At 48.0% G+C, this 24,768-nt stretch carries 17 protein-coding genes and 1 pseudogene; 12 read left to right on the top strand and 6 right to left on the bottom strand.

The genetic code is table 11. From position 1 onward, the window contains the following. Positions 1-215 precede the first annotated feature (215 nt). The 3 genes from V5J35_RS22430 to V5J35_RS22440 all read left to right on the top strand — a co-directional run bounded on the left by V5J35_RS22430 (position 216) and on the right by V5J35_RS22440 (position 4,000). Complete coding sequence (locus tag V5J35_RS22430) at positions 216-2,786, top strand: endonuclease/exonuclease/phosphatase family protein (RefSeq protein WP_354016500.1); 2,571 nt, start codon at positions 216-218, stop codon at positions 2,784-2,786. 106 nt (positions 2,787-2,892) lie between these two features. Continuing rightward, the gene (gene greB / locus V5J35_RS22435) at positions 2,893-3,396 is read left to right on the top strand and encodes a transcription elongation factor GreB (RefSeq protein WP_354009263.1); all 504 of its coding nucleotides are present in this window, start codon (positions 2,893-2,895) and stop codon (positions 3,394-3,396) included. Positions 3,397-3,625: 229 nt separating this feature from the next. Next, positions 3,626-4,000: a hypothetical protein gene (locus V5J35_RS22440; protein ID WP_354009264.1), complete on the top strand. Its 375-nt coding sequence runs from the start codon at positions 3,626-3,628 to the stop codon at positions 3,998-4,000. 50 nt (positions 4,001-4,050) lie between these two features. Here the strand turns inward: V5J35_RS22440 and V5J35_RS22445 are convergent, their stop codons facing one another. Next, positions 4,051-5,121, bottom strand: a complete 1,071-nt coding sequence (locus V5J35_RS22445) for a 3-deoxy-7-phosphoheptulonate synthase (RefSeq protein WP_354009265.1) — start codon at positions 5,119-5,121, stop codon at positions 4,051-4,053. A gap of 213 nt (positions 5,122-5,334) precedes the next feature. Then, the gene (locus V5J35_RS22450) at positions 5,335-6,105 is read right to left on the bottom strand and encodes a sulfite exporter TauE/SafE family protein (protein WP_354009266.1); all 771 of its coding nucleotides are present in this window, start codon (positions 6,103-6,105) and stop codon (positions 5,335-5,337) included. Positions 6,106-6,303: 198 nt separating this feature from the next. On the opposite strand from V5J35_RS22450, the gene cysB reads away from it, so the two are divergent. Continuing rightward, positions 6,304-7,278 carry an HTH-type transcriptional regulator CysB gene (gene cysB / locus V5J35_RS22455; protein WP_354009267.1) on the top strand — a complete coding sequence of 325 codons (975 nt, stop codon included), beginning with the start codon at positions 6,304-6,306 and terminating at the stop codon, positions 7,276-7,278. Positions 7,279-7,344: 66 nt separating this feature from the next. Here the strand turns inward: cysB and V5J35_RS22460 are convergent, their stop codons facing one another. The 4 genes from V5J35_RS22460 to V5J35_RS22475 all read right to left on the bottom strand — a co-directional run bounded on the left by V5J35_RS22460 (position 7,345) and on the right by V5J35_RS22475 (position 9,531). Then, the gene (locus V5J35_RS22460; protein WP_354009268.1) at positions 7,345-7,599 is read right to left on the bottom strand and encodes a hypothetical protein; all 255 of its coding nucleotides are present in this window, start codon (positions 7,597-7,599) and stop codon (positions 7,345-7,347) included. Between the two features lie 206 nt (positions 7,600-7,805). Then, positions 7,806-8,129 carry a hypothetical protein gene (locus tag V5J35_RS22465; RefSeq protein ID WP_354009269.1) on the bottom strand — a complete coding sequence of 108 codons (324 nt, stop codon included), beginning with the start codon at positions 8,127-8,129 and terminating at the stop codon, positions 7,806-7,808. A 95-nt stretch (positions 8,130-8,224) separates the two neighbouring features. Then, on the bottom strand, positions 8,225-9,268 hold the full coding sequence (locus V5J35_RS22470) for a UPF0236 family transposase-like protein (protein WP_354007956.1): 1,044 nt from the start codon (positions 9,266-9,268) through the stop codon (positions 8,225-8,227). Next, positions 9,265-9,531, bottom strand: a complete 267-nt coding sequence (locus tag V5J35_RS22475; protein ID WP_354007673.1) for a hypothetical protein — start codon at positions 9,529-9,531, stop codon at positions 9,265-9,267. Before V5J35_RS22475 ends, V5J35_RS22470 begins: the two co-directional genes overlap by 4 nt. Before the next feature lie 329 nt (positions 9,532-9,860). On the opposite strand from V5J35_RS22475, the gene V5J35_RS22480 reads away from it, so the two are divergent. From V5J35_RS22480 to V5J35_RS22515, 8 genes and pseudogenes are all read left to right on the top strand, one after another. Beyond that, positions 9,861-11,411, top strand: a complete 1,551-nt coding sequence (locus tag V5J35_RS22480) for a peptide ABC transporter substrate-binding protein (protein ID WP_354009270.1) — start codon at positions 9,861-9,863, stop codon at positions 11,409-11,411. Positions 11,412-11,466: 55 nt separating this feature from the next. Then, entirely contained in the window at positions 11,467-12,540 is a 1,074-nt protein-coding gene (locus V5J35_RS22485; protein ID WP_354009271.1) for a mechanosensitive ion channel family protein, read from the top strand. A 244-nt stretch (positions 12,541-12,784) separates the two neighbouring features. After that, positions 12,785-16,849, top strand: coding sequence for an AsmA family protein (locus tag V5J35_RS22490; protein ID WP_354009272.1), 4,065 nt, complete (start codon positions 12,785-12,787; stop codon positions 16,847-16,849). Between the two features lie 551 nt (positions 16,850-17,400). Continuing rightward, entirely contained in the window at positions 17,401-17,808 is a 408-nt protein-coding gene (locus tag V5J35_RS22495) for a hypothetical protein (RefSeq protein ID WP_354009273.1), read from the top strand. Between the two features lie 558 nt (positions 17,809-18,366). Beyond that, entirely contained in the window at positions 18,367-18,879 is a 513-nt protein-coding gene (locus tag V5J35_RS22500; protein ID WP_354009274.1) for a hypothetical protein, read from the top strand. A gap of 214 nt (positions 18,880-19,093) precedes the next feature. Beyond that, positions 19,094-20,615: pseudogene (exaC, locus tag V5J35_RS22505) on the top strand (acetaldehyde dehydrogenase ExaC). 29 nt (positions 20,616-20,644) lie between these two features. Next, positions 20,645-22,384 carry an autotransporter assembly complex protein TamA gene (locus V5J35_RS22510; RefSeq protein WP_354009276.1) on the top strand — a complete coding sequence of 580 codons (1,740 nt, stop codon included), beginning with the start codon at positions 20,645-20,647 and terminating at the stop codon, positions 22,382-22,384. Further along, positions 22,381-24,768: a translocation/assembly module TamB domain-containing protein gene (locus V5J35_RS22515; RefSeq protein WP_354016501.1), complete on the top strand. Its 2,388-nt coding sequence runs from the start codon at positions 22,381-22,383 to the stop codon at positions 24,766-24,768. Before V5J35_RS22510 ends, V5J35_RS22515 begins: the two co-directional genes overlap by 4 nt.

Genomic DNA, 24,768 nt, shown 5'->3' on the forward strand with positions numbered 1-24,768 from the left:
TGGGTGATCGTTAGATTGCCAGGTGCATTGGTTTGTTGCTTGTGTCATTAAAGCTGAAAACTTCAGGTATCATATTTCAGTTTTTTTGATCGGAGGTTTTTTGAACCACTATAGAATTTTGTTAAATGGATAGTTTTGATGAGTGTATCAGAAATGTAATATTGTCACGTTAGTATACGCACCTTCAGGCATATGCCAGTAAACATAGGTGCATTATGAAGCGTACAGTCCTGTCATTATGTATTCTCACTGCCTTGGCAGGTTGTGAGAGCGAAACGGTTTACATAGAAGCTCCTGCCGAAACGCCTCCCGCTGATGGTGATTTTGATTATGAATACGCCTCCGGGGAAGTCGCACATGCAACACTGATTGCAGCCCTGGACTTTGATAAAGAAGCCTACGGTGAAAAAATCAATCCCCAGAACGTTGGTAGAAAGTTTCCTGCTTCCATCGAATTTAATCAGGACCAGCTTGTTTGGGAAAGTAGCGGTGAAGTTTTAAACTTAAAAAATTATGAAAGACTAACGTTTAACAGTTTAAATCTTGCCGAAAAGAGAACGATATCCTTCCGGGTTTATTTTAACGAAGAACAATCTGGTCAATTAAGCAGCATCATGGATGGAGAGCACTGGGGGGTTCGTTCCCGGGAGCCGTTTGTTGTGTTAAACGCTGATGATCAAATTGAAGTCTGGCGAAAATATGAAGGCTCTGCATGGGAAGGTGATGACGAGCCAAGACATATCCTGACAACAGAGAAAATCGAACGAGGCAAATGGTTTACTTTCACCTTTGCCGGTGACGATCAGGAGACACGGATTTATTTCGATGGCAATCTGGTCGGACAGGGGCCGGCAATTGCTGCTGCAACGAATAAACTGGCGTTTGGCGCTGCACTGTTGTCCCGGTCTCACCAGGATTTAATACCTTCTGCCAGAATGAAGGTTGATGACATAAAAATTTTCAGAGGCCCGCTGCCAGTAGATTATATCCGTTCATTAACGAACCCTGATCCGGAAGAAAGGCCACTACTTCCGCCCGGTTCACCAGTCCCGACAGATACGATCAAGAATGTCGACTATGAACAGGTTGTGCTGACCTGGCAACATAACAATTTGTTCAAGACCCGGGATGTCGAATATACCGTGTTCCTGTCGACTGACAGCAAGATGAACAGCGTTGATATTGAGTGGCGGACACTGAATACCCACTTTACAGCCGGTGCATTAAAACCTGACACCGATTACTTCTGGCGCATTGACTCATACGATGGGTCAACCCGCGTCAGGGGACCGGTCTGGTCTTTCAGAACATCCAACCCGGTTGATAAAAGTCTGTTGCCGGAACAGCTCAATGTTATGGCTTATAACATCTGGCATGCCGGAGCGGATGCTGACCCATTGATGGGACAGGACTACCTGTTTGAACAAATTCAATCCAATAATATTGATATTCTGCTGATGGTTGAATCTTATGGTTATCAGCAGGCATTAGCGAATAAGCTGGGCTTCTATATGCATACTGGAGGCAGCAATGATAATTTATCCATTTTGAGTCGCTATCCGATTATTCAGCCTCTGGGAACGTGCAGTTTTGGATTTTGTGGTGCCAGAATAGAGCTGCCTGAAAACCGACAACTGGATGCGTATGCCATCTGGCTCAGCAGTATAAACGACGGAGCTATGATTCCGGCTATTCCATCCTACACAAATGATGACCTGGTTCAGTTGGATACTCCGCGCGCCAATACGATGGAAAGCTATCTTGAGACCATCGAAACATTAAGCGATAGCCAGAAGCGGCCCATTATTATGGGAGGCGACTTAAACACTTCGTCGCACCTGGACTACACCGATGAAACGAACTACTACAACCGGGGACAGGTTAACTGGCCGACCAGTCTGGTTATTGAACAGTTCGGGTATACCGATACACTGAGGCAGGTTTATCCGTTTGCGTTAGATATGGAGTGTATTACCTGGAGCCCGTTTTTCAAAAATAACTATGGGCGTTCCCGTATCGACATGGTTTTTAACAAGGGTGCGCAGCTAAACTCTGTAGACGCCGGTTGCCTGCTGGACAATTCCCACCCGGTGTTACATCCAGCGGATCATGGTGCGGCGTGGACTACTTTGAAAGTCGATAAAGCCCTGTGGGATGAATCCCTGTCGTTAATTGACGACTTTGACAGAGACCGGAAGGCCTCAGAAAGCTTCTCATTCATGCGTATTGAAGGCGATAAGCTCTGGTCTGATGAAGGGTTTAATGATGGTGGTGCCGATGGAATCACTGAAATTCTGGAGGGAGGTATTCTCAGAATGACCAATTCCTCTTCCGGCGACCAGAATGCACTGATGGCAGGCGGCCTTCCTTCGGAAGATAATGGCTGGACCATGGAGTTCAGGGTTCAGGTGACCGACCCGGGTAGCTCGACTGCGGTATGGCAGGCCATTACCCGCTCCAGCACCTATGATCAGAGAATATTTATTGGTGCTAATGGCATTGGTGAAAGTGCGAACAACGGCTCGTCGATCAAGTACCCGGTTAACTTTGCCAGTGATTTCAGGGTTGTCCGTATTGCTTATGACCCGTTAATAAAGGCAGCAAGGCTGTGGGTAGACGGAGATATTGTCGCTAAAAATATTGAATCAAATGACGGGTACTTCAATATGCTTGGTTTTGGCAATTCGTCATCCAATATTTCCAGTGGTCAAATCCTTATTGACTATGTACGTATTGAAGACGGCTATCATGCGCCCACAAACCAACTGATGCAGTCAGCTAAATAGTCTAATTTTGTCTTTTAACCAGCGGCCTGTATATCAGGCCGCAATGCTATATTATCTGGAACAGATCATGAGGTGGCGTGTATTATTGATCATTGGAAAATGATCAATGGATAATGACAGTTCAATGAAGTCCAACCTGATTACCCGCGCCGGTAAAGAAGCCCTGCAAAAAGAACTCGACTGGCTGTGGAAAGTAAAGAGACCACAGGTAACCCAGGCTGTTTCCGAAGCGGCGGCACTGGGGGATCGCTCAGAAAATGCAGAATACAAAGAAGGCAAACGCGAACTAAGAAGCATAGATCGTCGGCTTCGCTTCCTGACCAAAAGACTTGAAACGGTTAAAGTCGTGGATTATTCACCAGAGCAGGAAGGTAAGTGCTTTTTTGGTGCCTGGGTTGAGATAGAAAATGAAGACGGTGACGTTTTGCAGTGTCGTATTGTAGGTTCGGATGAAATTGATGTCAGTAAGGGACATATCACCATTGATTCGCCCATGGCAAAAGCACTGATTGGCAGACAGGTAGATGATGAAGTGGTGGTAAAAACACCGGGGGGAGATAAAGTCTGGATTATTCTTAATATCCAGTATCAGGCTTTTGATCAGGGGTGATTGTGTTGTAGAAGGACGTTTCTGGTATTTTGTCGTATAACTATAGCTATAACGATAACCTGTATTTTTACTTAAACTTGCTGATACAGGTATGCCGTGAGAGCATAATCGTGTATTGTTTTCCGCCTTTTCTGTCTGGCATTTATTCGGTACTTAGATAGTAGTACCTTGATATTGGTACTTAGAGCCCGTGAAGCGATACAAGCAAACCATACTGTCTAATTTTTTCGTGGCTATTGATTCAGAAAGCACTGACACCGGTGAAGGTGACTATCATCTGGTGGAAGCGAATCTGGATATTGAGTCCCGGGACGATCGCACTCTGTGTACTGAAGTGCTGCATGGAGAGTATCGCTATGAAGTGTTGACCAACCATCTGCTGGTCAGTGCCTGTCCGATCTGTTCTGCCATTCTCAAGCGTCGCATCAGTAATATGCCTCTCGAACGCAAGGCAGGAACCACCAGTGCGTTTGAAGACATCGAAGAGGAAGTCCCGGAAACCCAGATGGCATTACATCTTGAAAATAGTGCTGACGGCAAAGAAGAAACGGATACTGAATCCAGCAGTGTGAAGACCTCACCACAGTTTGAGTTGTTTGGTTAAGATCGGTAGGAAAACACCGGAAAGGAAATCAACCTTTCCGGCAGGTTTTATTACTGAACACGCTTACGGGCAGGCAGGATGTCTTTCAACTTGTTATGCATCGCACGCAGAGTGTTTTCTGTTGTTTCCCAGTCAATGCAGGCATCCGTTACAGAAACACCGTACTCCATGTTGTCACTGATTTTCTGAGCTCCCCAGCCAATATTACTTTCTACCATCAGGCCAACAATGGACTCATTGCCTTCTAAAATCTGGTTGGTGACATTTTCCAGAACCAGAGGCTGCAGACTGGGGTCTTTGTTGGAGTTGGCGTGGGAACAGTCCACCATTATATTCGGTTCAATACCGGCTTTATGCAGCTCCTGCTCACAGATGGTCACACTGACTGAGTCATAATTTGGCTTGTCACTTCCACCACGAAGAACAACGTGACCATAAGGGTTGCCCTTGGTTCGGGTTACTGCCACCTGACCATTGCCACTTATACCCAGAAAACGATGGGGTTTAGATACCGAGTTCAGCGCATTGATGGCGACTTCCAGGCCACCATCAGTACCGTTTTTAAAACCAACCGCCGAAGACAGACCGCTAGCCATTTCACGGTGGGTCTGTGATTCTGTTGTACGTGCGCCAATGGCTGACCATGCCACCAGATCCTGCAGGTACTGTGGGGAGATAGGGTCCAGGGCTTCCGTCGCGGTTGGCATACCCATCTCGGCAACATCCATCAGGAGCCGTCTGCCAATATGAAGGCCGTCAGAAATTTTGAATGAATCATTCAGATAGGGGTCGTTAATCAGACCTTTCCAGCCCACGGTGGTTCGTGGTTTTTCAAAATAGACCCGCATAACCAGATACAATGTATCACCCACCTCTTCACTAAGTGCTTTCAGGCGCTGCGCATAATCCAGTGCCGCATCAACGTCGTGAATAGAGCAGGGGCCAATGACAATAAACAACCGGTGATCTTTACCGTCGATAATATCCCGGATAACCTGACGACCTTCGGAGACTGTAAGGGCTGCTGCCTCGCTCACGGGTATTTCCTGCTTAAGCAGCTCAGGAGTGACCAGTACTTCCTGGGATTCAATATTTAGGTTTTCAATAGGTAATGCGGTCATGATGCTCTCAGTCCGGGGCTTTTATCATTGTTGCTCCCTCTCCTTATAGAGAGAGTGGTCCGGCCAGCCTGTTGATTTTCCTGATAACAGTACAAAACACAGGGCTGTGCCGTGGACAGTCACTCTAATTCATGTAGGACAACGGCTGCAACTGTTACCGGGAAAATGAACTGGATTTCACTTAAATACACCCGTGTCATCGTGTTTTAACCGTTAAACCAGGTAACGAATACCAAGAACGAGCAGGATGCTGGCGAGAATGATCCTCATTGCTTTATCCGGCAAGTGTCGCCCAACACGGGTTCCCAGATAAACAGCAGGTAGTGACCCGACGAGCAGGACGCCCAGCAGAGTAAAATCAACATTGCCCAGCCAGATATGCCCAATTCCGGCTACCAGTGTTAATGGGACCGCATGGGCAATGTCGGTGCCTACGACTTTTACAGAGGACAGTTTCGGGTAGAGCATAAGCAGTATGGCGGTACCCAGTGCTCCGGCACCCACGGATGACAGTGTCACAAGAATGCCCAGAAGGGCTCCCATTACAACGGTTACATTCAAACGCTGCTTATCAGACCACTGCACATTATCCACGGACGTTATTGAAAGCAGCCTGTTACGAAAGAAAAGCACTATAGCTGTCAAAGTAAGCATAAAACCGAGGCAGGTTGTTAGGATCAGGCTATAATGATCGCTCCCGGCAAACATGTATTTCAGGATGACAATGGTCGCGATGGTAGCAGGAATGCTGCCCGCACACATGGCTTTGACCAGTAACCAGTCCACGCTTCGCTGGCGGTGATGCGTCAGCACTCCACTGGCTTTGGTCAACGCGGCATACATAAGGTCGGTACCGATGGCGATATGCGCCGGGAAGCCAAAGAGGAGCAGTAGCGGAGTCATCAGTGACCCGCCTCCGATGCCGGTTAAACCGACTGCAAATCCCACGCTGGCACCTGCTGAAATGTAGAGTAATGCATCCATGAAATATGGTCTAAAGTTATAAGTAGCTCAGACGATGTTTGAAATCATGATATTAAATACATGATTTGCTGGTAACTGTAGCGACCGGCTTGTATTCTTGGAAGTAATTAAATGCTATTCGCTTATGCCGTATAGTACTAAGAATACAAAATAACTTTTTCACGCTATAGGTTTAGTAAGCTTGACCGGAGGCCATAAATGAAGCTGCAACAACTGCGCTATATCTGGGAGGTCGCTCATCATGACCTCAATGTTTCAGCCACAGCGCAGAGTCTTTACACTTCCCAGCCCGGTATCAGTAAACAGATTCGATTACTTGAAGATGAACTCGGTGTTGAAGTGTTTGCCCGAAGCGGCAAGCATTTAACGCGAGTCACCCCTGCAGGCGAAAAAATCATTGAAACCGCCGGTGAAATTTTAAGGAAAGTCGAGAGTATCAAACAGGTTGCCCAGGAGTTCAGTGATGAACGCAAGGGCAGCCTTTCAATAGCCACTACACACACACAGGCTCGTTACGCCCTGCCTGACATCATTAACCGGTTTATTGCCCAGTACCCCGATGTCTCCCTGCACATGCACCAGGGAACGCCGATTCAAATTGCTGAAATGGCTGCAGATGGTACTGTAGACTTTGCTATAGCGACAGAAGCACTGGAACTGTTCAACGATCTGGTAATGATGCCGTGCTATCGCTGGAACCGCTGTATTCTTGTTCCAAAGGATCACCCTTTGACACAGGTGTCGGAGCTGACCCTTCAGGATGTTGCCCGCTACCCTCTGGTGACTTACGTGTTTGGCTTTACCGGCCGTTCAAAACTCGATGAAGCCTTTATGAATGAGGGGCTGTCGCCAAGAGTGGTGTTCACTGCCACCGATGCGGATGTGATTAAAACCTATGTTCGCCTGAATTTGGGTGTTGGTATAATTGCCGGTATGGCTTATGATCCGGAACTGGATTCTGACCTGGTGCCTCTTAATGCCAGCCATCTGTTTGAACCCAGTGTCACCAAGATTGGCTTCCGCCGGGGAACCTTCCTGCGTGGGTTTATGTACGACTTTATCCAGCAGTTTGCTCCGCATCTGACGAAAGAAGTGGTACAGGATGCTATTTCCCGTCACAACAAGGCGGAAGTGGATGAATTGTTTTCCGGTGTACAATTACCGACCCATTAAGGCCAGCCCATCAGGTTCATTAACCAGATTCGCTAATAGTGTGGTGATATCAGATCCCGGCGGCTGTCAGGCCGCCGATTTTTCGAGAATATCCTTTACCAGCTTGAAATAAATGGTGTAGACCTTTGTTTCCCTGCCTTCCTCTTCAACGATAAAGAAAGGTGCTTTATCGATCTGGTAGTAATCTGCCAGCAGAGCCCCCTCGCTGCCAGCGTCGTTTTCTACATAATCTGCAAAATGATCGATCTGGCTGATGTAGCCGGACTGTTCCAATCGTTCCTGCACATCAATGCATTTCTGGCAGTGGAATCCATCTGCCATTAGCTTTTTTACCATTGTTATACGCATAGCGGTGTTTTCCAAAATAGTAACCCCTCATTCTTCCAAGTCTATTTTAATACCAATGATGCTTATCAGCATCCTGAAAATCTCCAGATATTAAAAAAACTGGCCGATTACACAACGGCTGACTGATGTCGCTGACTCCGCTCAGGAATCAGCGTCTTTTATCAGAAAGATAAAGCTGTTCAGGCAATCTCGTGAAACTTCTGTAACACTTCAGACATCAGCTGGATTTTATGCAGAACAGGTTGCAGCTTTGCAGGCAGCTCTTCATCTCTGGCATCGGCCAGCGCCTGAACGTCTTCAGAGACTTCAATCAGGTAGGGGAGAAAGTGGTCGGCCTGGACGTTAAAGCCGGAGTCCTTCTGGAAAATAGCTGAAAATTTGCCCTGGTCGTCCTTTTTGTATTGCTCGATCTGTTCATCAGCACGCAGTGACAGTGTATAGATCTCTTTCAGGGATTCGTTGAGTTTTTCCTGCAGAGCCAGTGCTTTGGTATTTGGGGTCATGGGATAACCTGATACTTCATCAAACCGGAGATTATACCGTTTTGCCTGCTGGATTAAAAAGCGGTCAGACGACTGGGGGTGCAATTAAAAGTGTTCTATCCAGTGGCTTTCCAGTACTTATTCCAGTCACCATTAGCCCTTAAAGTTCTAAGGTTCAACATATCGTGAGCATGCTCTGGTTTCCACCATGCTCCGGGAAGTTTCAACCGGGTTTGAACAACAGAACGATTGGAGCTCTCTATTTCACCTGAACCGATAGGCAAATTGGCAGCTTCTGCCGCCTGATAATCAAATTGTCCGGGACGATTCCTGATATAGCGATGACACTCTTCCGATTTGTTGGCTTCCTTTCCAACCTTACCGTTACGATAAGGCTCAAGCTCTGCCAGAACTCTCTCTGACTCACCTGCTTTCATTCTTGTTTTTTGTTCATCAGTCCATTTTTTACGGGCTTTTTCATCTTTTCCAATGCACTCTTTAGCAGCATCTGCGATGTACTCACAAAGGTGATAGTAATCCACCAGAAAACTTCCCTGAGATGCGAATACGCGGTCTGCCTGGCTGGCAATCCACTTAGCCCCATCACTTACACAATGAATAGATGACTGCCGATTCAAACCTTGCTCAATAGCGCAACTCAACCACTGATCGCCTGCTTCACCGGGCTCTCCCATAACTACACGATGTCGCTTATCGCAACTTCCTTGTTCATAAACCAAGCAAAGCTTGGCCTCTTGCCAGTCAACTTTTCTGGCCTTGCGCTTGTCGCCTTCAGCTTCTTCATCAAAAAGAACCACTGGAATCATGCTGCCGTCCATTTCACCAATCAGCTGCTTGCCTTCTCCTACACATTCCTGACAATTTTTCAGGGAAGCTTTAGATTGCTCACTCATGCAGCGGGCGTGACCCAGGGTAATGGCTCGTACTGATGACTCAGGTACGATAACGCCATAATGCTCTTCCATTTTCTGTGAAGCTGTTGCAAAAGAACTGTCTGATGCAAAATCCACCAATCGCCGTTGTAACGGTAAAGAGTAGTCACGACAGTGGATATGGGCATTCTCGGAAAAAGGGCGTATACGATGCCCTGCAACGGTCAAGCATCGCTCACAGAGACGAACTTTGCCGTAAGTGGTCATCCAGTGGAGGTCTTTTTTTTAGTATTTGATTCAGAGTGAAGATCGTGGGCCTCTTCAAACTTTTGCTTCTCTTTATGGGCTCCCCAGTCCGTCAGAAGCTCATTCCCCAGTTCTTTAAGGTTTTCAATGACAGCTTCCTCTGCTTCATCAGCCCGGTCAAGATGACCGGACTTGGCTTCTACCAGACTGATCAATTCAGATACTCTTTTTTCAAGCTCTGGATGGGCAGCAAGTTTTTCCGCAAGGGTTTTGGAAGTAGACATGGAACGCATCGGGTGAAAAATGAACTCTTAGCATTATGGCCAAGTTCTGGGAAATTGCTGACCGGGGAACACTTTTAATTGCACCCGACGACTGGTCAGCGTGGCTGAGCATGCGAAACCCTGAAACCTGAACTATAAGTACCCAGCCACATGAAACCATATTTTCTGACTCATTGTTCAGGCACTCTGACTGCGTTGCAACTCTGGTCACATAGCCTTGCTATGCTCCCGTCGTTGCGCCTTGCATAGCACCTGCCCAATAAGCCAGAAATATTCGATTTCATGTGGCCGGATACTTATAACCATGGGCTTTAATGGATGTGCTGAGGATGAAAACAACTTTCCTGTTTGAATGGGTGCTGTGTTTCTGGTTCTTTGTCCTCAGTTCTGCAAGTGGTTTTGCACAGACTCTGGTTCGGGGATTGCCAGACCAGCCGAAACAGCTGCACCCCCATTATTTTGGTGGCAGTCCCGGCGCCCAGGTGCTTAAAGACCTTTACGAAGGGCTAATGGTTCAGAATCCTTCTGGCGAACCGGTCCCCGGTATGGCAGCAGAAGTTGAAATCAGCCCTGACCGAAAGATCTACCGGTTTACCATGAGGGAAGGCATCCGTTGGTCCGATGGATCTGCAGTGACAGCCGGGGACTTTGTGCGCAGTTTTCGTACTCTGGCTGATCCGGAAACCAGAGCCACTTATAGCTGGTACCTGAGAACAGGACAGTTCAGCGGTGCCGATGAAGCCCTGGCAGGCAATGTCGAGGCTCTGGGTGTGAAAGCTGAGAATAACCAGTTAGTTCTGCAATTACAGCAACCGGTTCCTTATATTCTCGAGCTGCTAACCTTTCCCAGTTTTCTGCCTGTGGCAAAACAGCACAATCCTGATAACCCAGTCAGTAATGGCCCTTACATACTGTTCAGTGAAACGCCCGGTAAAACCATCAGATTGAAGAAAAACCCGCATTATTACGGCAAGGGACAGGTGGCTATCCATGAGGTGACTTATCAGATTCAGCCTGATGAAGTGAAGATGCTGGAAGCTTTCAGAGAAGGCAGTATGGACATTACCAGTCACCTGGCAGCAGCTGCCCAGCTCAGAGCAAGAACAGAACGCCTCATTCGTACCATGGAAAACCAGTCTCTGGTCACCACCATGCTGGTGCCGAACCAGAAGCACCCCCTGATGGCGAATGCAGATTTCAGAAAGGCACTCTCTCTGGCGCTTGATCGTACGGCACTGGTTAACAGTAATTACCCTGACAGTCATGTTCGTCCTGCTTGCAGCTTTACTGCGCCACTGACTCGCGGGTTCAGCCCGGACAAAAACCATTGTCATCTGCTTCTGAACAGTGCTGACAGGAATCATCAGGCTGGCATTCATTTGAAGAATTCAGGGGTAAACTCTGATCTGGTAGCGCTGACGGTCACAACCACAAATAAATATGGCTCAGACCGTCTGCTCAACCAGATGGTTGCCCAATGGCAAGCAGTTCTTGGCATTCAGGTAAACGTCCGGCTTCTGGACTGGAGGGGGTTTACGAGAGCGCTGGCTGACAGGGATTATGAGCTGGCATTGTTCAGCTGGCTGGCCGGATATAACGACGCAACCGCATTTCTGCTTCCACTTCAGAATGAAAAGGGATTCGGGCCTTTTGTAAACCCCGATTACCAGAAGCAACTTGAGCTGGCAGCCGGTCAGATGAAGCAAGTGGACAGGCTACCTTATTATCGACAGGCTGAAACCATACTGGCTCAACAGCTCCCCGTTATTCCTGTGATACACCCAACGTTTGTGCAGCTGGTGAAGCCAGCGGTAGGAGGTTACTACACCTCGAATCCGGAAGGCTGGGTACACACACGTTATCTGCGTCTGTTAAGATGATTTGAGCAGTCGCGCCCATAACAACTCTTATTAACAACAATAGGGGAGAACGCTTATGCCCTGGCAGGACTATTCCACTCTGACACTATTGCTATTGAAGTCTGCCACGGTCATGGGAATCAGTCTGGTGCTGGCCTGGTTATGCAGCAGGGGATTAAAGAAAGTGGTACAGCATTTTGACAGCACTTCCAGTCACTGGGACGACACCCTTGCCAGAGCTGCCAGACCCGTTTTGACTATTGCTGTGTTACTGCTGGGCGTCAGTCTGATGGCGGACTTTCTGCTGGATTATATTCAGCTGGAAGACACCGCACTGGTGGGACAGGTGCGTCGCATTGTTCTGATCGTGCTGATCTATTCACTGTTAATACGCTATCTGCGACTGGTGCGCAACAGTTTCTATCAGGCGAACCGTCGTGCTGTCAGAATGGACAAGGCGACGCTTGAATTTATGATCAAGCTGTTGCAGATAGCCCTGACTATGGCGATTGTCCTGACGCTGTTACAAAACCTTGGTGTCAGTATCAGCGGTCTTCTGGCTTTCGGTGGGGTTGGGGGGCTGGCTGTTGGTCTCGCAGCAAAGGATATGCTGGCTAACCTGTTTGGCGGACTGACCATTTATATGGACCGGCCTTTTGTGGTGGGTGACAAAATCAGCCTGCAGGATCAGAAAATTGAAGGTTTTGTTGAGCATATTGGCTGGCGTCAGACTCGTATCCGAGGTTATGACCGAACCCCGGTGTATGTTCCCAATGCACTGTTTACCAATCTTGCCGTTGTTAACCCGTCCCGAATGCAGAACCGGCGTATTAATGTCACCATCGGTCTTCGTTATCAGGACTTTGCCCGTCTGAACGATATTATTCATGATATTGATGCTTATCTTGCACAGCATAAGGATATCGACCAGGGACGCGATGCGCTGGCCAGGTTTACGGATTACGGTGCCAGCTCTCTGGATCTGCTGGTTCGATGTTTTACCGTTGATACGGACTGGACAAACTACATGCAGGTTCGACAGGATATTCTGATGGGAGTCGGGGAGATTGTTACCCGTCACGGAGCAGAGTTTGCATTTCCGACCCGCACTCTGGATATGCCTGAAGGTATTGTCAGTTCGAATAGTTAGCATGAACAGTTAGTCTGAAGCGTTTTCATTGTATGGAAAGTGTCTTCTATCTCTGTCATCTGCCTGAACGTTGCTGAAAATCACCTCGGAGACCGTCACAACTTCTGTTAATCCCTTCTTTCTGTTGTATTATCGCTGCCATTGCAGAGCCTCCTGGCCGGGCTGAATCTGGCAGAGTTAAGGCACTGTTTCATAATTGACCATGACCCATGTTGTTTGCCTGATCAGGTAGCGGCGTGGTTCGATGTTGGACTCTCAGGTGAACGTTCTTATTAAATTTGCAAAGCGCTTTCTGGCAGCCGTTGCTGTGCTGCTGCTTCTCTTACTCACACTGCTGACAATTGGGTTTCGTGTCGATTTAAGTCCGTGGCGGGACAGTATTGTTGACACGGCTAATGATGCCCTGCCTTACCATCTGGCTCTTGATGGCGATATGGAAGCCAGGATTTCCCTGCGCCCCTCAGTCCGGCTTACGGATGTTCGGCTTGCTCCGCAGGATGACCCTGAATCGGCAATGGTGAGCATTGGTCTGGTCAGTGCCAAAGTGGGTGTTCTGCCCCTGTTGTTCAATACGGTGGATATTGATCATATTCTGGCTGAAGACGTTGCCATTCGTCTGGAAAGAAACGGGCAGGGCGAAGCAAACTGGGAAATCGCCACTGACGAAGATGTCAACGCACAGGCGGGTAACGATAATTCCACGCAGAACCCCTCTGAAACCTCCGGTTTGCCATCAAACTTTGAGTTAAGGATCGACCAGCAGGTAGCCGTTCAGAAATTGTCCTTTGTTTATCACGACCAGCAGGATGATATAGAGTTTGATGGTCGTATGGATAACCTGACCCTGTTGTTGGACGATCAAAATGACCTGATCTTTAATGCAGTTGGGGTGATGCAGGGAGTTGATTGGTCAGTGAATGCAAAAACTGCATTCAGTCAGCATCTGAGCGGCAAACCCGGCAATATTGAACTGGAAGCAATGCTCGATGATGCCCGCTTTGGAGTTACTGGTCAGCTGAATCCGGTAAAAGGACAGGACTCTCATTTTGCACTGGAGATCAACGCTCCCACAGAAGGTGTACTGGAAACCTTTGCAGGCAGTGAAGTGGCAAGGCTGGCTCCGATATCCGTCGACAGTCGTGTGGCTGTAGGCGCTGCGTCTCTGATTCTGGAAGGCATTGATGTTCAGCTGGCAGACAGCGACCTGTTCGGTCGTCTGGAAATACGGCGCGGGCAGCCACCGGAGGTGAGCGGCACCCTGTTTATGAACCGGCTTGATTTTACACCCTGGTTAGAAGAAGCAGATGACTCTCTTAAAGAGAACTCTCTTGAAGAGAATTCTTTTGAAGAGGCTCCTTCTGAAGAGGCTCCTTCTGAAGAGGCATACGCTGAAAACACTGAAGTTGAAAATGCGGCTGATGCCCCGAAACAGCAAGGGGATGAGCCGGAAGAAGAGGTTCTGCCACTGAATCAACTGGTCAATAACTGGTTGAACAGTGCAATCGTTAACCTTGACATGGCAATAGGCGAAACAGTTGGTCTGCCGGTATCGGTGTCAAACACACAGTTCAGGGTAGAGATGGCAGATGGCCACCTGAAGGCACCGGTATCGGTGGCTATTGAAGGCATTGAGCTGTCCGGACACTGGGAAACGACAGCCAGTGAACGACGTATTCGTACACAGGCAGAACTATCGGCGACGAATGCGAATATCGGGCCTCTGATGGCTTTATTGCTGGATTCGTCGGCGCAGGGGCAGGTAGATGTATTTTCCCTGAATGTTAGTTCGAGAGGGCGGTCCGTCGCCCGTCTGGTCCGGAATGCCCGTTTGCAACTGCTGATGGAAAACGGACATTTGCTGGTCAACGGTAATGACGACTGGCGGGTAAGAACTGCCCGGGCCAGCGTGGGATTAACACAGAACACCGAAGTGTCTCTGGATGCTGACTTGCTGGCGGTGCCGGTTGAGGTCAGGATGCAGGCTGACCCGCTGATCGCCATGCGTCGGGGCAAAGACTGGAACCTTGACCTTAAGGTCGACAGTCCCGTCTTTACGGCCAGTGCCAATGGATTTGTCTCAGAATCCGGGTTTGGTGAAGACAGCCAGTTTGCCATTGAGATGAACACCCCGAAGCTGGGCGCTCTGTCCAACTGGTTAGGCGTGAAGCCGACTGTTGCCGAACCGATGCGTTTTCGTGGCAGTCTTCACAATCAGCGGGCCTCTCTGGGTGTCCGTTTATCAGAACTGGTGATTGGCGATTCGACGGGAAAGCTGGATATTGAATGGATCCGAAAAGAAGACGGTGGACTGGCAAAAATCGTTGCCAGGCTGCCAAGACTTGATATTGATCAGCTGTCATGCTTTTTTCCTGAACCGGAAACTGTAGAGCCTACTCAAGGTGAAGAAAATAGCAGCCAGTCCCAGGATGGGTTAAGACTGGATGTACCTTTGCTGGCTGATGAGATTTACATTGCCGATGCCGATATTGATTATCGTATGGACCGGTTACTGGTAGCCGGCCAGACTCTCAGTGACCTGAAGTTTTCCGGTTATATTCGTGACGGTCGGCTTAAACCCAGCCCGTTGTCGGTTATTTATGCAGGCTCCTACTTTTATGGTGATCTGGCTCTGGATTTGCGCAACCAGAGCATTGAGTCCGATTTTAACCTGATGGTTGATCGCCCGGACTTTGGAAGACTGCTGTCTGAACTGGGCGTTATTGATGATATTGATGTCACTCTGGATAAAGCCAGCTTTAACCTGAAGCTGCGTGGTAAAACCGTTGCTGAACTGATAAAGACAGTCGAGCTGGAAGCTGCACTGACAGGCGGTCGCTTGCGCTTGAATGATGCCAGTGGGAATGTGTCCGATGTGTTGTTGAATACAGGTACTGTCTCTGCCAGACCAAACCTGCGCACAACCCTGAAAATGGACGGCGAGCTGAAAGAGATGCCAGTGACGTTTGAAGTCAGCTTCAACCCACTGAGTCGTCTGTTAACCAGTCGCAAAAACGTTAATATGCAGCTGTCGACGCATATTAACGAGATGAACTTTATGTCCTATGCCATGGTTAATCTGCCAATTGAGAGAAGAAGCGCCAGGCTGGGACTGATTTTCAGGACGCCATCCCTGACCAAACTTAACCCTCTGCTGGATGTCGACATGCCTCCTTATGGACCGGTCACCGTCAATGGACGTTTTGGTATGACGCCAACCGGCTTTGAAATGGCGCAGTCAAAAATCACCGTAGGTGACAGCGAGCTGGAAGGGCAGATAGTGTTGAATACGCAAGGCAAACCGGAACTGGATATCCAGCTGACGGCACCTTCCATTCAACTGAACGATTTTAAAACCGGAGACTGGACAGCCTGGTCGTCCGAGACTGACGATAATAATGTAAACGCTTCAGAAGGAACTCCGAAGCAACCGATATCCGAAGGTGAAGAACCTCCATTACTCAGTGCAGGGACCCTGCAACGCTTGAATATGGATTTCCGGCTGGATGTTGATGAGGTGTTATCGGGAGAAGATCAACTCGGTGCCGGTAAGTTATATCTGCAGCTTCAGGACGGGGATTTATCTCTGAACCCTCTGTTTATTGCCCTGCCAGGTGGTGAGATCAATGCCAGTGGTCATCTCAGGGCTCAGCCTGAGGGTTTTGCTATCGGCTTGAAGGCCGATGTTGACCGTCTGGATTATGGTGTACTGGCAAGGCGTATTGACCCACATACTAAGATGCAGGGCGATGTCAGCTTCAGGATGGATATAGAAACCGTTGCTGAAACGCCAGAAGATCTGTTCAGTCATGCTCGTGGGGATTTTGGCTTTGCGGTATGGCCCAGAGATTTCGAAGCAGGGATTATTGACCTGTGGGCTGTCGGTCTGGCGACGGCTGTGTTGCCCAGACTGGGTCCCGGCGATCCGTCGCAGTTGAACTGCGCGGTTGGTACTTTCCTGCTTGAGGATGGTCAAATGAAAGACAATGTCCTGATGCTGGATACATCTAACATGCAGGTACTGGGACACTCTGATATTGATTTTACAGATGAGAAAATCAATCTGGTGCTGGTACCTAGAGCAAAAACAGCACAGATTTTTGGTTTGTCCCTGCCGATCATGGTCACTGGCAGCTTTAATGATTTTGGTTTTGGTGTACCGTCCGGAGAGCTAATTGTTACGACCATTCGTTTTATAACCAGCCCGGTAGTCGCCCCTTTACGCTGGTTGCTGGAACAGCCATTGGATGAGAACGGCAGCAACCTCTGTACCCGGATGTATAACCAGTCTGTGCAATCTTCGAATAAGTAATGCTTTAAGCACCCAAGCCTGAAGTTTGGGTGCATTGACCGGTTTGTAACAGGGTGACAGAATCTGATCCTGTTTCAGGTTCTGCCCATAACTCGTTTTCACTTTTACACGACCAGATAATATGTTTAATGTTTGAGCGTTTTTGACGGGAAATGTGTATTTACAAAAAATTTACCTAATATTGTTTAAGTTATTTTTCTTTCGAAGTGACAAATGATGAAAAAAAGTGTTTGATGAACAATTAATCAATTGTCCATCCTGGTCAATCATCTTTAAAGAAATGATGTTGAACAATTTGTAAAATGTAAAATACGGACAGTGTGTTCTTTAAGCTGGATTAAATATATACAATGATGAAAGTCAATTTGGCAACCTTGTTTGGCCGATTTCTAATGATCATCACAGTTAACAATTTTTTAACACAGCCTGATAAATGTTAGTGCCTTGTAGCCTTTTATCAGCTTTGATATTTTATGCCAGCGTTACGGCTAACAACTAATAAACTTAATAAATAGAGCATCAATAATTTCAGGTCAAAGGAGGGGATGTATATGCACTCATATACGACTGAGCCGGGTATAAGTTTTTTTATCAGCGACAGCGGAAAAATTATTTCCAGAGAAGGAAAAGGCAAGCTAGCCGAAGCGATACGCAACAATCGTGGTATGAGCATTATGGCAATCAGTGAAGATGATAACTGTGTTGTCTCTGTTAAGTTAGACCCCCGTCGCGGACTGGTTGCTGACTATATGCCTATGTCCCGAAAAACCATCTGGTCAATTATGAGTTCCAAAGATCAGGCACAGAAAGACGCTATGCGTGCAGTCAGTAATAATCCCAAAAAGTATGCAAAAGAGCAGGGTCTAATACCGGGCTCGGTGAAATATCATTCTTACCTGATTGAATTTGATCGGGTATTTAATAAAACCCGTAAGAGAAAAACTATTCAAATTATGTAATCCTGGCAATGTCTCAAAGGTGGCTTCTCATACAGAACTAGGTATTGAATCAGGAAAATATTAATAAGTTAATTAAACTATTAATGAATAATAATTCTACTTGATAAAATTAAATTCATCATTGTTTTAATTAAGTCATTTCAAAACTGATCGCACGATCGTTATTCAGTATCAGACATAGTGATCGATTGAAATAGAGTTTGGAATCACAGCCTGACACTTTCTGTTCCTCTACTCTGCTGAATCATTTCAGCATTCAGGGCAGTGATTCTAAAAACTATCAATTATAAGGCTTCTATAGGTCAAACACTTTTCTCATCAGTATCGAAATCGAGGTCATCCTTTTCCACTCAAAGCTCATTCTTGCTTTCCAGTTCAGACCTGTCAGATAAATTGACTACAACATGTAGCTGTCTCTGAGCAGAAGGCGGGAAGAGTAGAGCTGTGGCCTTGTTCATCGTTGGGTGAAAGCTGAGTGAAATACCCTGGTGAAAAATCAGGTTGATTTATCGTCGATTGAGAATGATAATAATTCTCATTATTGATGAGGAGGTTGTTATGGCACGTTGGCAAGACATCACCCTTCAGGGGAATGAACACTATCGGCTGAGAGACTGGACTTCTGCTGAAGGCACTTATCTCGAGGCTGTAAAAGCAATTGAAGCCGAGTGGTTTGTCAAACTGGAAGACATCTCACTATTGATGGGGTGGATTGCTAATATGCACAACCTTGGCTGTCTGTATGAGCAGACCGAAAAAATCCAGCAAGCCAGTCACTACTACCTGATGCCTTATCGCAGAGTTTTACTGCTTATGAAAGAGGACTGCTTTTCCATCGAATTTCAACACTCACTGCTCTATGCAATGCGCACTGTCGCAAAGGCTCTTCTGAGTTTTTCCCAGCGTTATCCGGTCTGTAAGTGCTGTGAAGGCAAAATGCTTGAGATCAGGAACTGGCTGGAACAATACCCTCAGCCACAGATGATGTCGGCCTACAATTTATCGATTGAAAAGAGTGACCTGTTATCAGGTAAAAACATAAGTTATCACCGCAAACAGTCACTTCACTGATTCGGTTCTGAAGCGTTCACAGCGAGTCGCTGTTGCGTAAATTCTTACGTCGTGTGTCGTTCTTATCACAAATCAGAAAAGCTTAAAGGGTCAATTGAAGAAACATCTGGACGGGATGCGGTGTTTCTTCAATACTGGTATGCGCATCAGAAAACATCTGTCGCATTTAAAATCTGATTTATTCCACAATAAAAAAATGAGCAGGTAAACGAAAATGATCTATGAGCGTCCCGGTCACCCTGACTCCCCTGTCACCTTTAAAACCCGTTATGAAAACTACATTGGTGGAGAGTGGGTGCCTTCTGCAAAGGGCAAGTACTTTGAAAACATCACCCCGGTAACGGGTGAGGTGATATGTGAAGTGGCCCGATCGACGGAAGACGATATCAATCTGGCTCTGGATGCCGCTCATGCCGCTAAAGCGGGCTGGGGTAAAACGTCAGCTGCTGAGCGATCCAATATTTTGTTAAAGATTGCCGATCGTATTGAACAGAATCTGGAAAAGCTGGCGGTGGCTGAAACCTGGGACAATGGTAAAGGCATCAGGGAAACCCTGGCCGCTGATATACCCCTTGCTGTGGATCATTTTCGCTATTTCGCTGGCTGTATTCGAGCGCAGGAAGGCAGTGCTGCTGATATCGACAGTTCGACCGTGTCCTATCATTTTTATGAACCTCTGGGTGTGGTCGGGCAAATTATTCCCTGGAACTTTCCGTTGCTGATGGCCACCTGGAAACTGGCTCCGGCTCTTGCCGCTGGTAACTGCGTGGTTATGAAACCGGCAGAACAGACACCGGCTTCGATCATGGTTCTGATGGAACTGATTGGTGACCTGCTACCGCCTGGTGTAGTGAATATTGTGAATGGATATGGAGAGGAAGCGGGTGAAGCCCTGGCCACCAGCCAGCGGATTGCAAAAATTGCCTTTACCGGTTCAACGCCAGTGGGATCTCATATTCTCAAGTGTGCTGCAGAAAATATTATCCCTTCTACGGTTGAGCTGGGTGGTAAGTCGCCTAACATCTATTTTGAAGACGTTCTCCGGCAGGAAGATGAGTACCTGAGCAAGTGTGTTGAAGGGGCAGTTCTTGCCTTTTTCAACCAGGGTGAAGTCTGTACCTGTCCTTCGAGAGTGCTGATTCAGGAATCCATCTACGACGAATTTATTACAAAAGTCATTGAGCGGACAGGACATATCAAACAGGGCAACCCCCTCGACACTGAAACCCAGCTGGGCGCCCAGGTTTCTCTGGAACAGTTCGACAAAATCATGAACTACCTGGAAATCGGCCGGAATGAAGGTGTGCAGTTCCTTATCGGTGGAGATAAAGAGGATATTGGTAAGGGGTATGAAAAAGGTTTCTATATTCAGCCTACCCTGGATGAAGGGCAGTAACGATATGCGGGTATTCCAGGAAGAAATTTTTGGCCCTGTTGTCGGGGTGACCACCTTTAAAGATGAAGCCGAAGCCCTGGCGCTGGCCAATGATACCCAGTACGGACTGGGAGCGGGTGTCTGGACCCGGGATGTCAACCGGGCTTTCAGAATGGGACGTGGTATTGAAGCCGGACGGGTCTGGACCAACTGTTACCACCAATATCCGGCACATGCCGCCTTTGGTGGATACAAGAAATCCGGTGTAGGGCGGGAGACGCATAAACAGGCCCTGGAGCATTACCAGCAAACTAAAAACCTGCTGGTGAGTTATGACATCAATCCGCTGGGCTTCTTTTAATCACTGTTTTTCTTCAGGGATGAAGACGTATGTCTTCTCTTACAGCATTCTGCCACCATACCATTGCCACACTAGCGTTAGTGTGGCTGTCCCTGTCTGGTTATGCACTGGCTGACCCGCTTGAGTATCGTCTGTCGGGTGTTGATGGACGTGAAGAAAAGAATATTGAACTGCACCTGCAAACCCTGCCAGAGATGACTGCGGAAGAGTTCCCAATTTATAAACACACCATTAAAGAAACCGTACAGCAGGCCCTGGAACCTTTTGGCTTTTACGGTTCAGTCGTTGACCTATCGAGCCCGTCAGATCGTTCAGACTTCGTTGATATCCAGATTGAACTGGGAAAACCTGTTCTGATAAAAAGCGTCAATGTGTTGCTTGAAGGCGACGCCAGCAGGGAAAAAAGCTTTAAAAGGCTGTTAAAAGCACACGAGTTAATGCCGGAACATGTGTTGGAGCATGAAGACTATGAAACGCTGAAGCGGGTGCTTATGACACAGGCACAACTGACGGGTTTCTTTGATGCCCACTGGGTGATCGCGACTGTCGATGTTAATCCGGCTGAATACAGTGCTGATGTTCATCTGACACTGGACTCAGGCAGACGTTACCGATTTGGTGAATTGCAGTATGCCGATGAAACCAGTGCGACACGCCGACTGGTGGAAGCCATGCTGAATTTCCGGGCAGGCGATGCCTATGATGCCACCAAACTGGTCAAGCTTTATAACGACCTCTCGGCTACCGGTTATTTTAAACACGTCGATGTGCAGCCATTGCGTGACAAGGCTGAAGACTACTCCATACCTGTAAGGATTGATGTGACCCCCAGGCGCAGCCATGAAATGGAAGCCGGCATCGGTTTTTCTACAGACGAAGGTCCAAGGGTTTCTCTGCGCTGGAACAAACCCTGGGTAAACGACCGTGGTCATAGTTTCAGTGCTGATACCTACCTGTCTACCAAGCGTACCGAACTGAGTACGAGTTATCAGATTCCCAGGGGCAATCCTTTGCTGGACTTTTATAGTCTGCAAACCGGTTATCAGCATAAGAATCTTGAGGACACTAACAGCAGACTTTACTCGGCGGCTTTACATAAATGGCATAAAGTGCCGGATGGCTGGAACCGGGACTGGTTTATACGACTCGAAGCTGAACATTATGATCAGGCCAGCGACAGGGATAACAGCCTGTTACTGGTTCCCGGACTGGCCCTGAGTCGCAAAAACACCACTGGCAGCCTCAATCCGGTAAGAGGGACTGCCCATGATCTGAAAATAGAGCTGTCTCCGGGCGTGTCCGGCCCCGGAAGCCGTTTTATAAAAGTCTGGGGACGGACAAAATGGCTGGATACCTTTGCCAGCCGTCATCAGTTACTGGTGCGATTGGAACAGGGTGCCACCTGGGTTCGCAGCGTATCGGACCTGCCACCTTCACTGCGCTTTTTTACTGGTGGTGACCAGACGGTGCGAGGGTATGACTATGATACGATTGCGCCAAAGGATAGACGTGGCAAATTAACCGGAGGTCGTTATCTTTCGGTCGTCAGTTTCGAATACGCTTACAAACTGGTGGATAAATGGTGGCTGGCACTGTTTACGGACTCCGGCACCTCGACCAATGATTACGACGATGCCTGGAAAGTCGGTTCCGGCCTGGGTGTAAGATGGATTACTCCTCTGGGTCCCCTGCGTCTGGACCTTGCTTTTGCGGTCAGAGAACCGGGGTCTCCCTGGCGGTTGCACTTTACGATCGGGCCGGTACTGTGAAGCGGATTATCAGCGGCTTATTTGCCATCATCGTTTTATGCTTTACAGCGGTTGCGTCGCTGTTACTGACCAGCACCGGCAACCGCTGGCTCTGGCAGTTTGCCTGTGAACAGCTGCCATCCCGGTTCGGAGAGCTGCAGGGTGATCTGGAGGGGTCTTTACTACAAGGCTGGCAGTTCAGGACACTGTCATGGCATCGTTCTGACCTGGAGGCTGACCTTAAGGTAGATATCCAGCAGCTGTCGTTCTCTTTGTCACCTGAACATTTATTGCGTGGTGAGCTGTTTATTGATCAACTTTCCATCGAGCGCATTGGAATAGAAAACCTTTCAACCCGCCAGAATAAAGAGCAGGAAACTGATTTTTCAGATATCGAAATACCGTCGTTTACCATGCCGCTTCCGGTTGAGATCAAAACACTGAACATTCGTGAGCTGGATTATTCTCAGCGAGGCTATTCTGAGCAAGAGAAAACCTGGCAGTTCCAGAATATCGGCCTGGCTGCAAGAGCTGAAAAGCAGACCTTCAGCATTCAGCAGTTTGAAGTAACCCACGATTCTGCCAGTTTACTGGCCAGTGCCAGCATCACACTGTCTGCTCCTTATCCTGTCAGCGCACAGCTAGCCTTTTCGCCAGGCATCTTTCCTGCTGACAGCTTTTTACTAGACATAGCACTCCATGACAAGCTGTTATTACCGGATACCAGTGTTTCGGTATCCGGGTACCTGACCGATTACCGGATTGAGTTAAGCAGCCAGCCGGGTAAAGAAAAAAACAGTACTTTATTACTTAACGGTGCGCTATCGGGAAGCTTTGAACAGCTTTTTATTCATTCTCTGGAAGCTCAATGGCAACAACAGGCAGCCAGTGCCAGCGGGCAATTAAGCTGGCAACACGGCATTGACTGGCAGGGAACATTCACCTTCAGGAACCTGAATCCGGGGCTGTGGCTTGCGGATTATCCCGGACAGCTGTCGGGTACTGTGAGAAGCTCTGCGTCAGCCGCAGATCAGGAATGGGAGGTTGAGGTTCCGCAATTACAGGTGTCAGGTGTGTTACGGGAGTTTCCGGTAACGCTTTCCGGTCAGCTCATGGTTAACAGTGAGGAAAGTGTCAGGACTGAACAGTTACAGCTGAATATAGGGAGTAACCAGCTGAATCTGAATGGCTATATCGACCAGAACTGGAATTTGAAGGGCGTGATTGATGCACCGGATCTCACGGAACTCTATCCACTACTAAGCGGTGATTTGTCGGGCGATTTCGAACTGACAGGCAGCAGGGATTTGCCCCATGTCGCTTACCGTTTAATGGCAGAACAACTGGCCATCAACAGGCTGGTAATAGATGGATTGCAGTCAGAAGGCTCTTTAAAAGACCTCAAGGCTTTGGATAATCAGGCTCATTTGCAGATTGATTCTCTGAAGATTGATCAACAGAGGTTACAGGCTATAGAAATAGCCATTACCGGCAATCCTGAGGCACACCAGCTATCGGCAAAGACAGAAGGCAAATCACTATCCAGCCATTTACAGCTTGAAGGATCGCTGCTGGATAAACAGTGGAACGGTAAAGTTAAGGTACTTAAAACCTTATCGTTGCTGGGGCAGTGGGATTTGCAGAAAGCCTTTACCCTCAGTGCGACACAGCAGAAGGTTGAATTCCAGTCGTTCTGCCTGACCTCTCTGCCTGCCAGCCTATGCCTGGGTAAAGGTAATGCAGGCAACAGGCAGGCAAATATCAGCTTTGAACTGAAACAGCTGGACGTTGCACGCTTTACGCCTTTATTGCCTGAAGGCCTGCAATGGCAGTCCGAACTGAACGCTTCGGGTAAGGTCGTGTTGAGGGAGGGTAAGCCTTCTATCAGCCTGAACCTTCACACACCCGGAGGTCAGCTGAATGTTGCTGAATTACAGGGCGAGTATGACAAACTGGTGCTTAATGCTGTTCTGGGTGGTAATCAGTTAAACAGTAAACTTCAATTTGAGTCCTCACAGCTGGGGAATGCTGATCTCAGCATAAAGGTAACGGATATTGAAAAATCCCGTTTACTGGACGGGCAGCTCACCATTGACCACCTGATGCTTGAGATCTTTCAACCCTTTATACCGGGTACCCGTCATCTAAGCGGTATTGCCAGGGCCGGTTTACAGATGCGAGGCTCTCTCCATAACCCATTATTGCAAGGAGAAGTGGTCATCAGTGATGTTGCCCTGAGCAGTGAGTTCTGTGACATAAGCCGTATAAACAGCAGGATGCAGATTCAGGGGAGTAGCGCAGTTGTCAGCAGTCAGTTGCAGGTGGGAGAGGGCCTTGGTGACATTAATGGAACTCTGTCGTGGAAAAGAGGTCAGTTCACCGGACTTCTGCATCTGACCCGGTAA

It is taken from the genome of Endozoicomonas sp. NE40 (assembly GCF_040549045.1).
GTDB classification, from domain to species: Bacteria; Pseudomonadota; Gammaproteobacteria; order Pseudomonadales; family Endozoicomonadaceae; genus Endozoicomonas_A; species Endozoicomonas_A lisbonensis.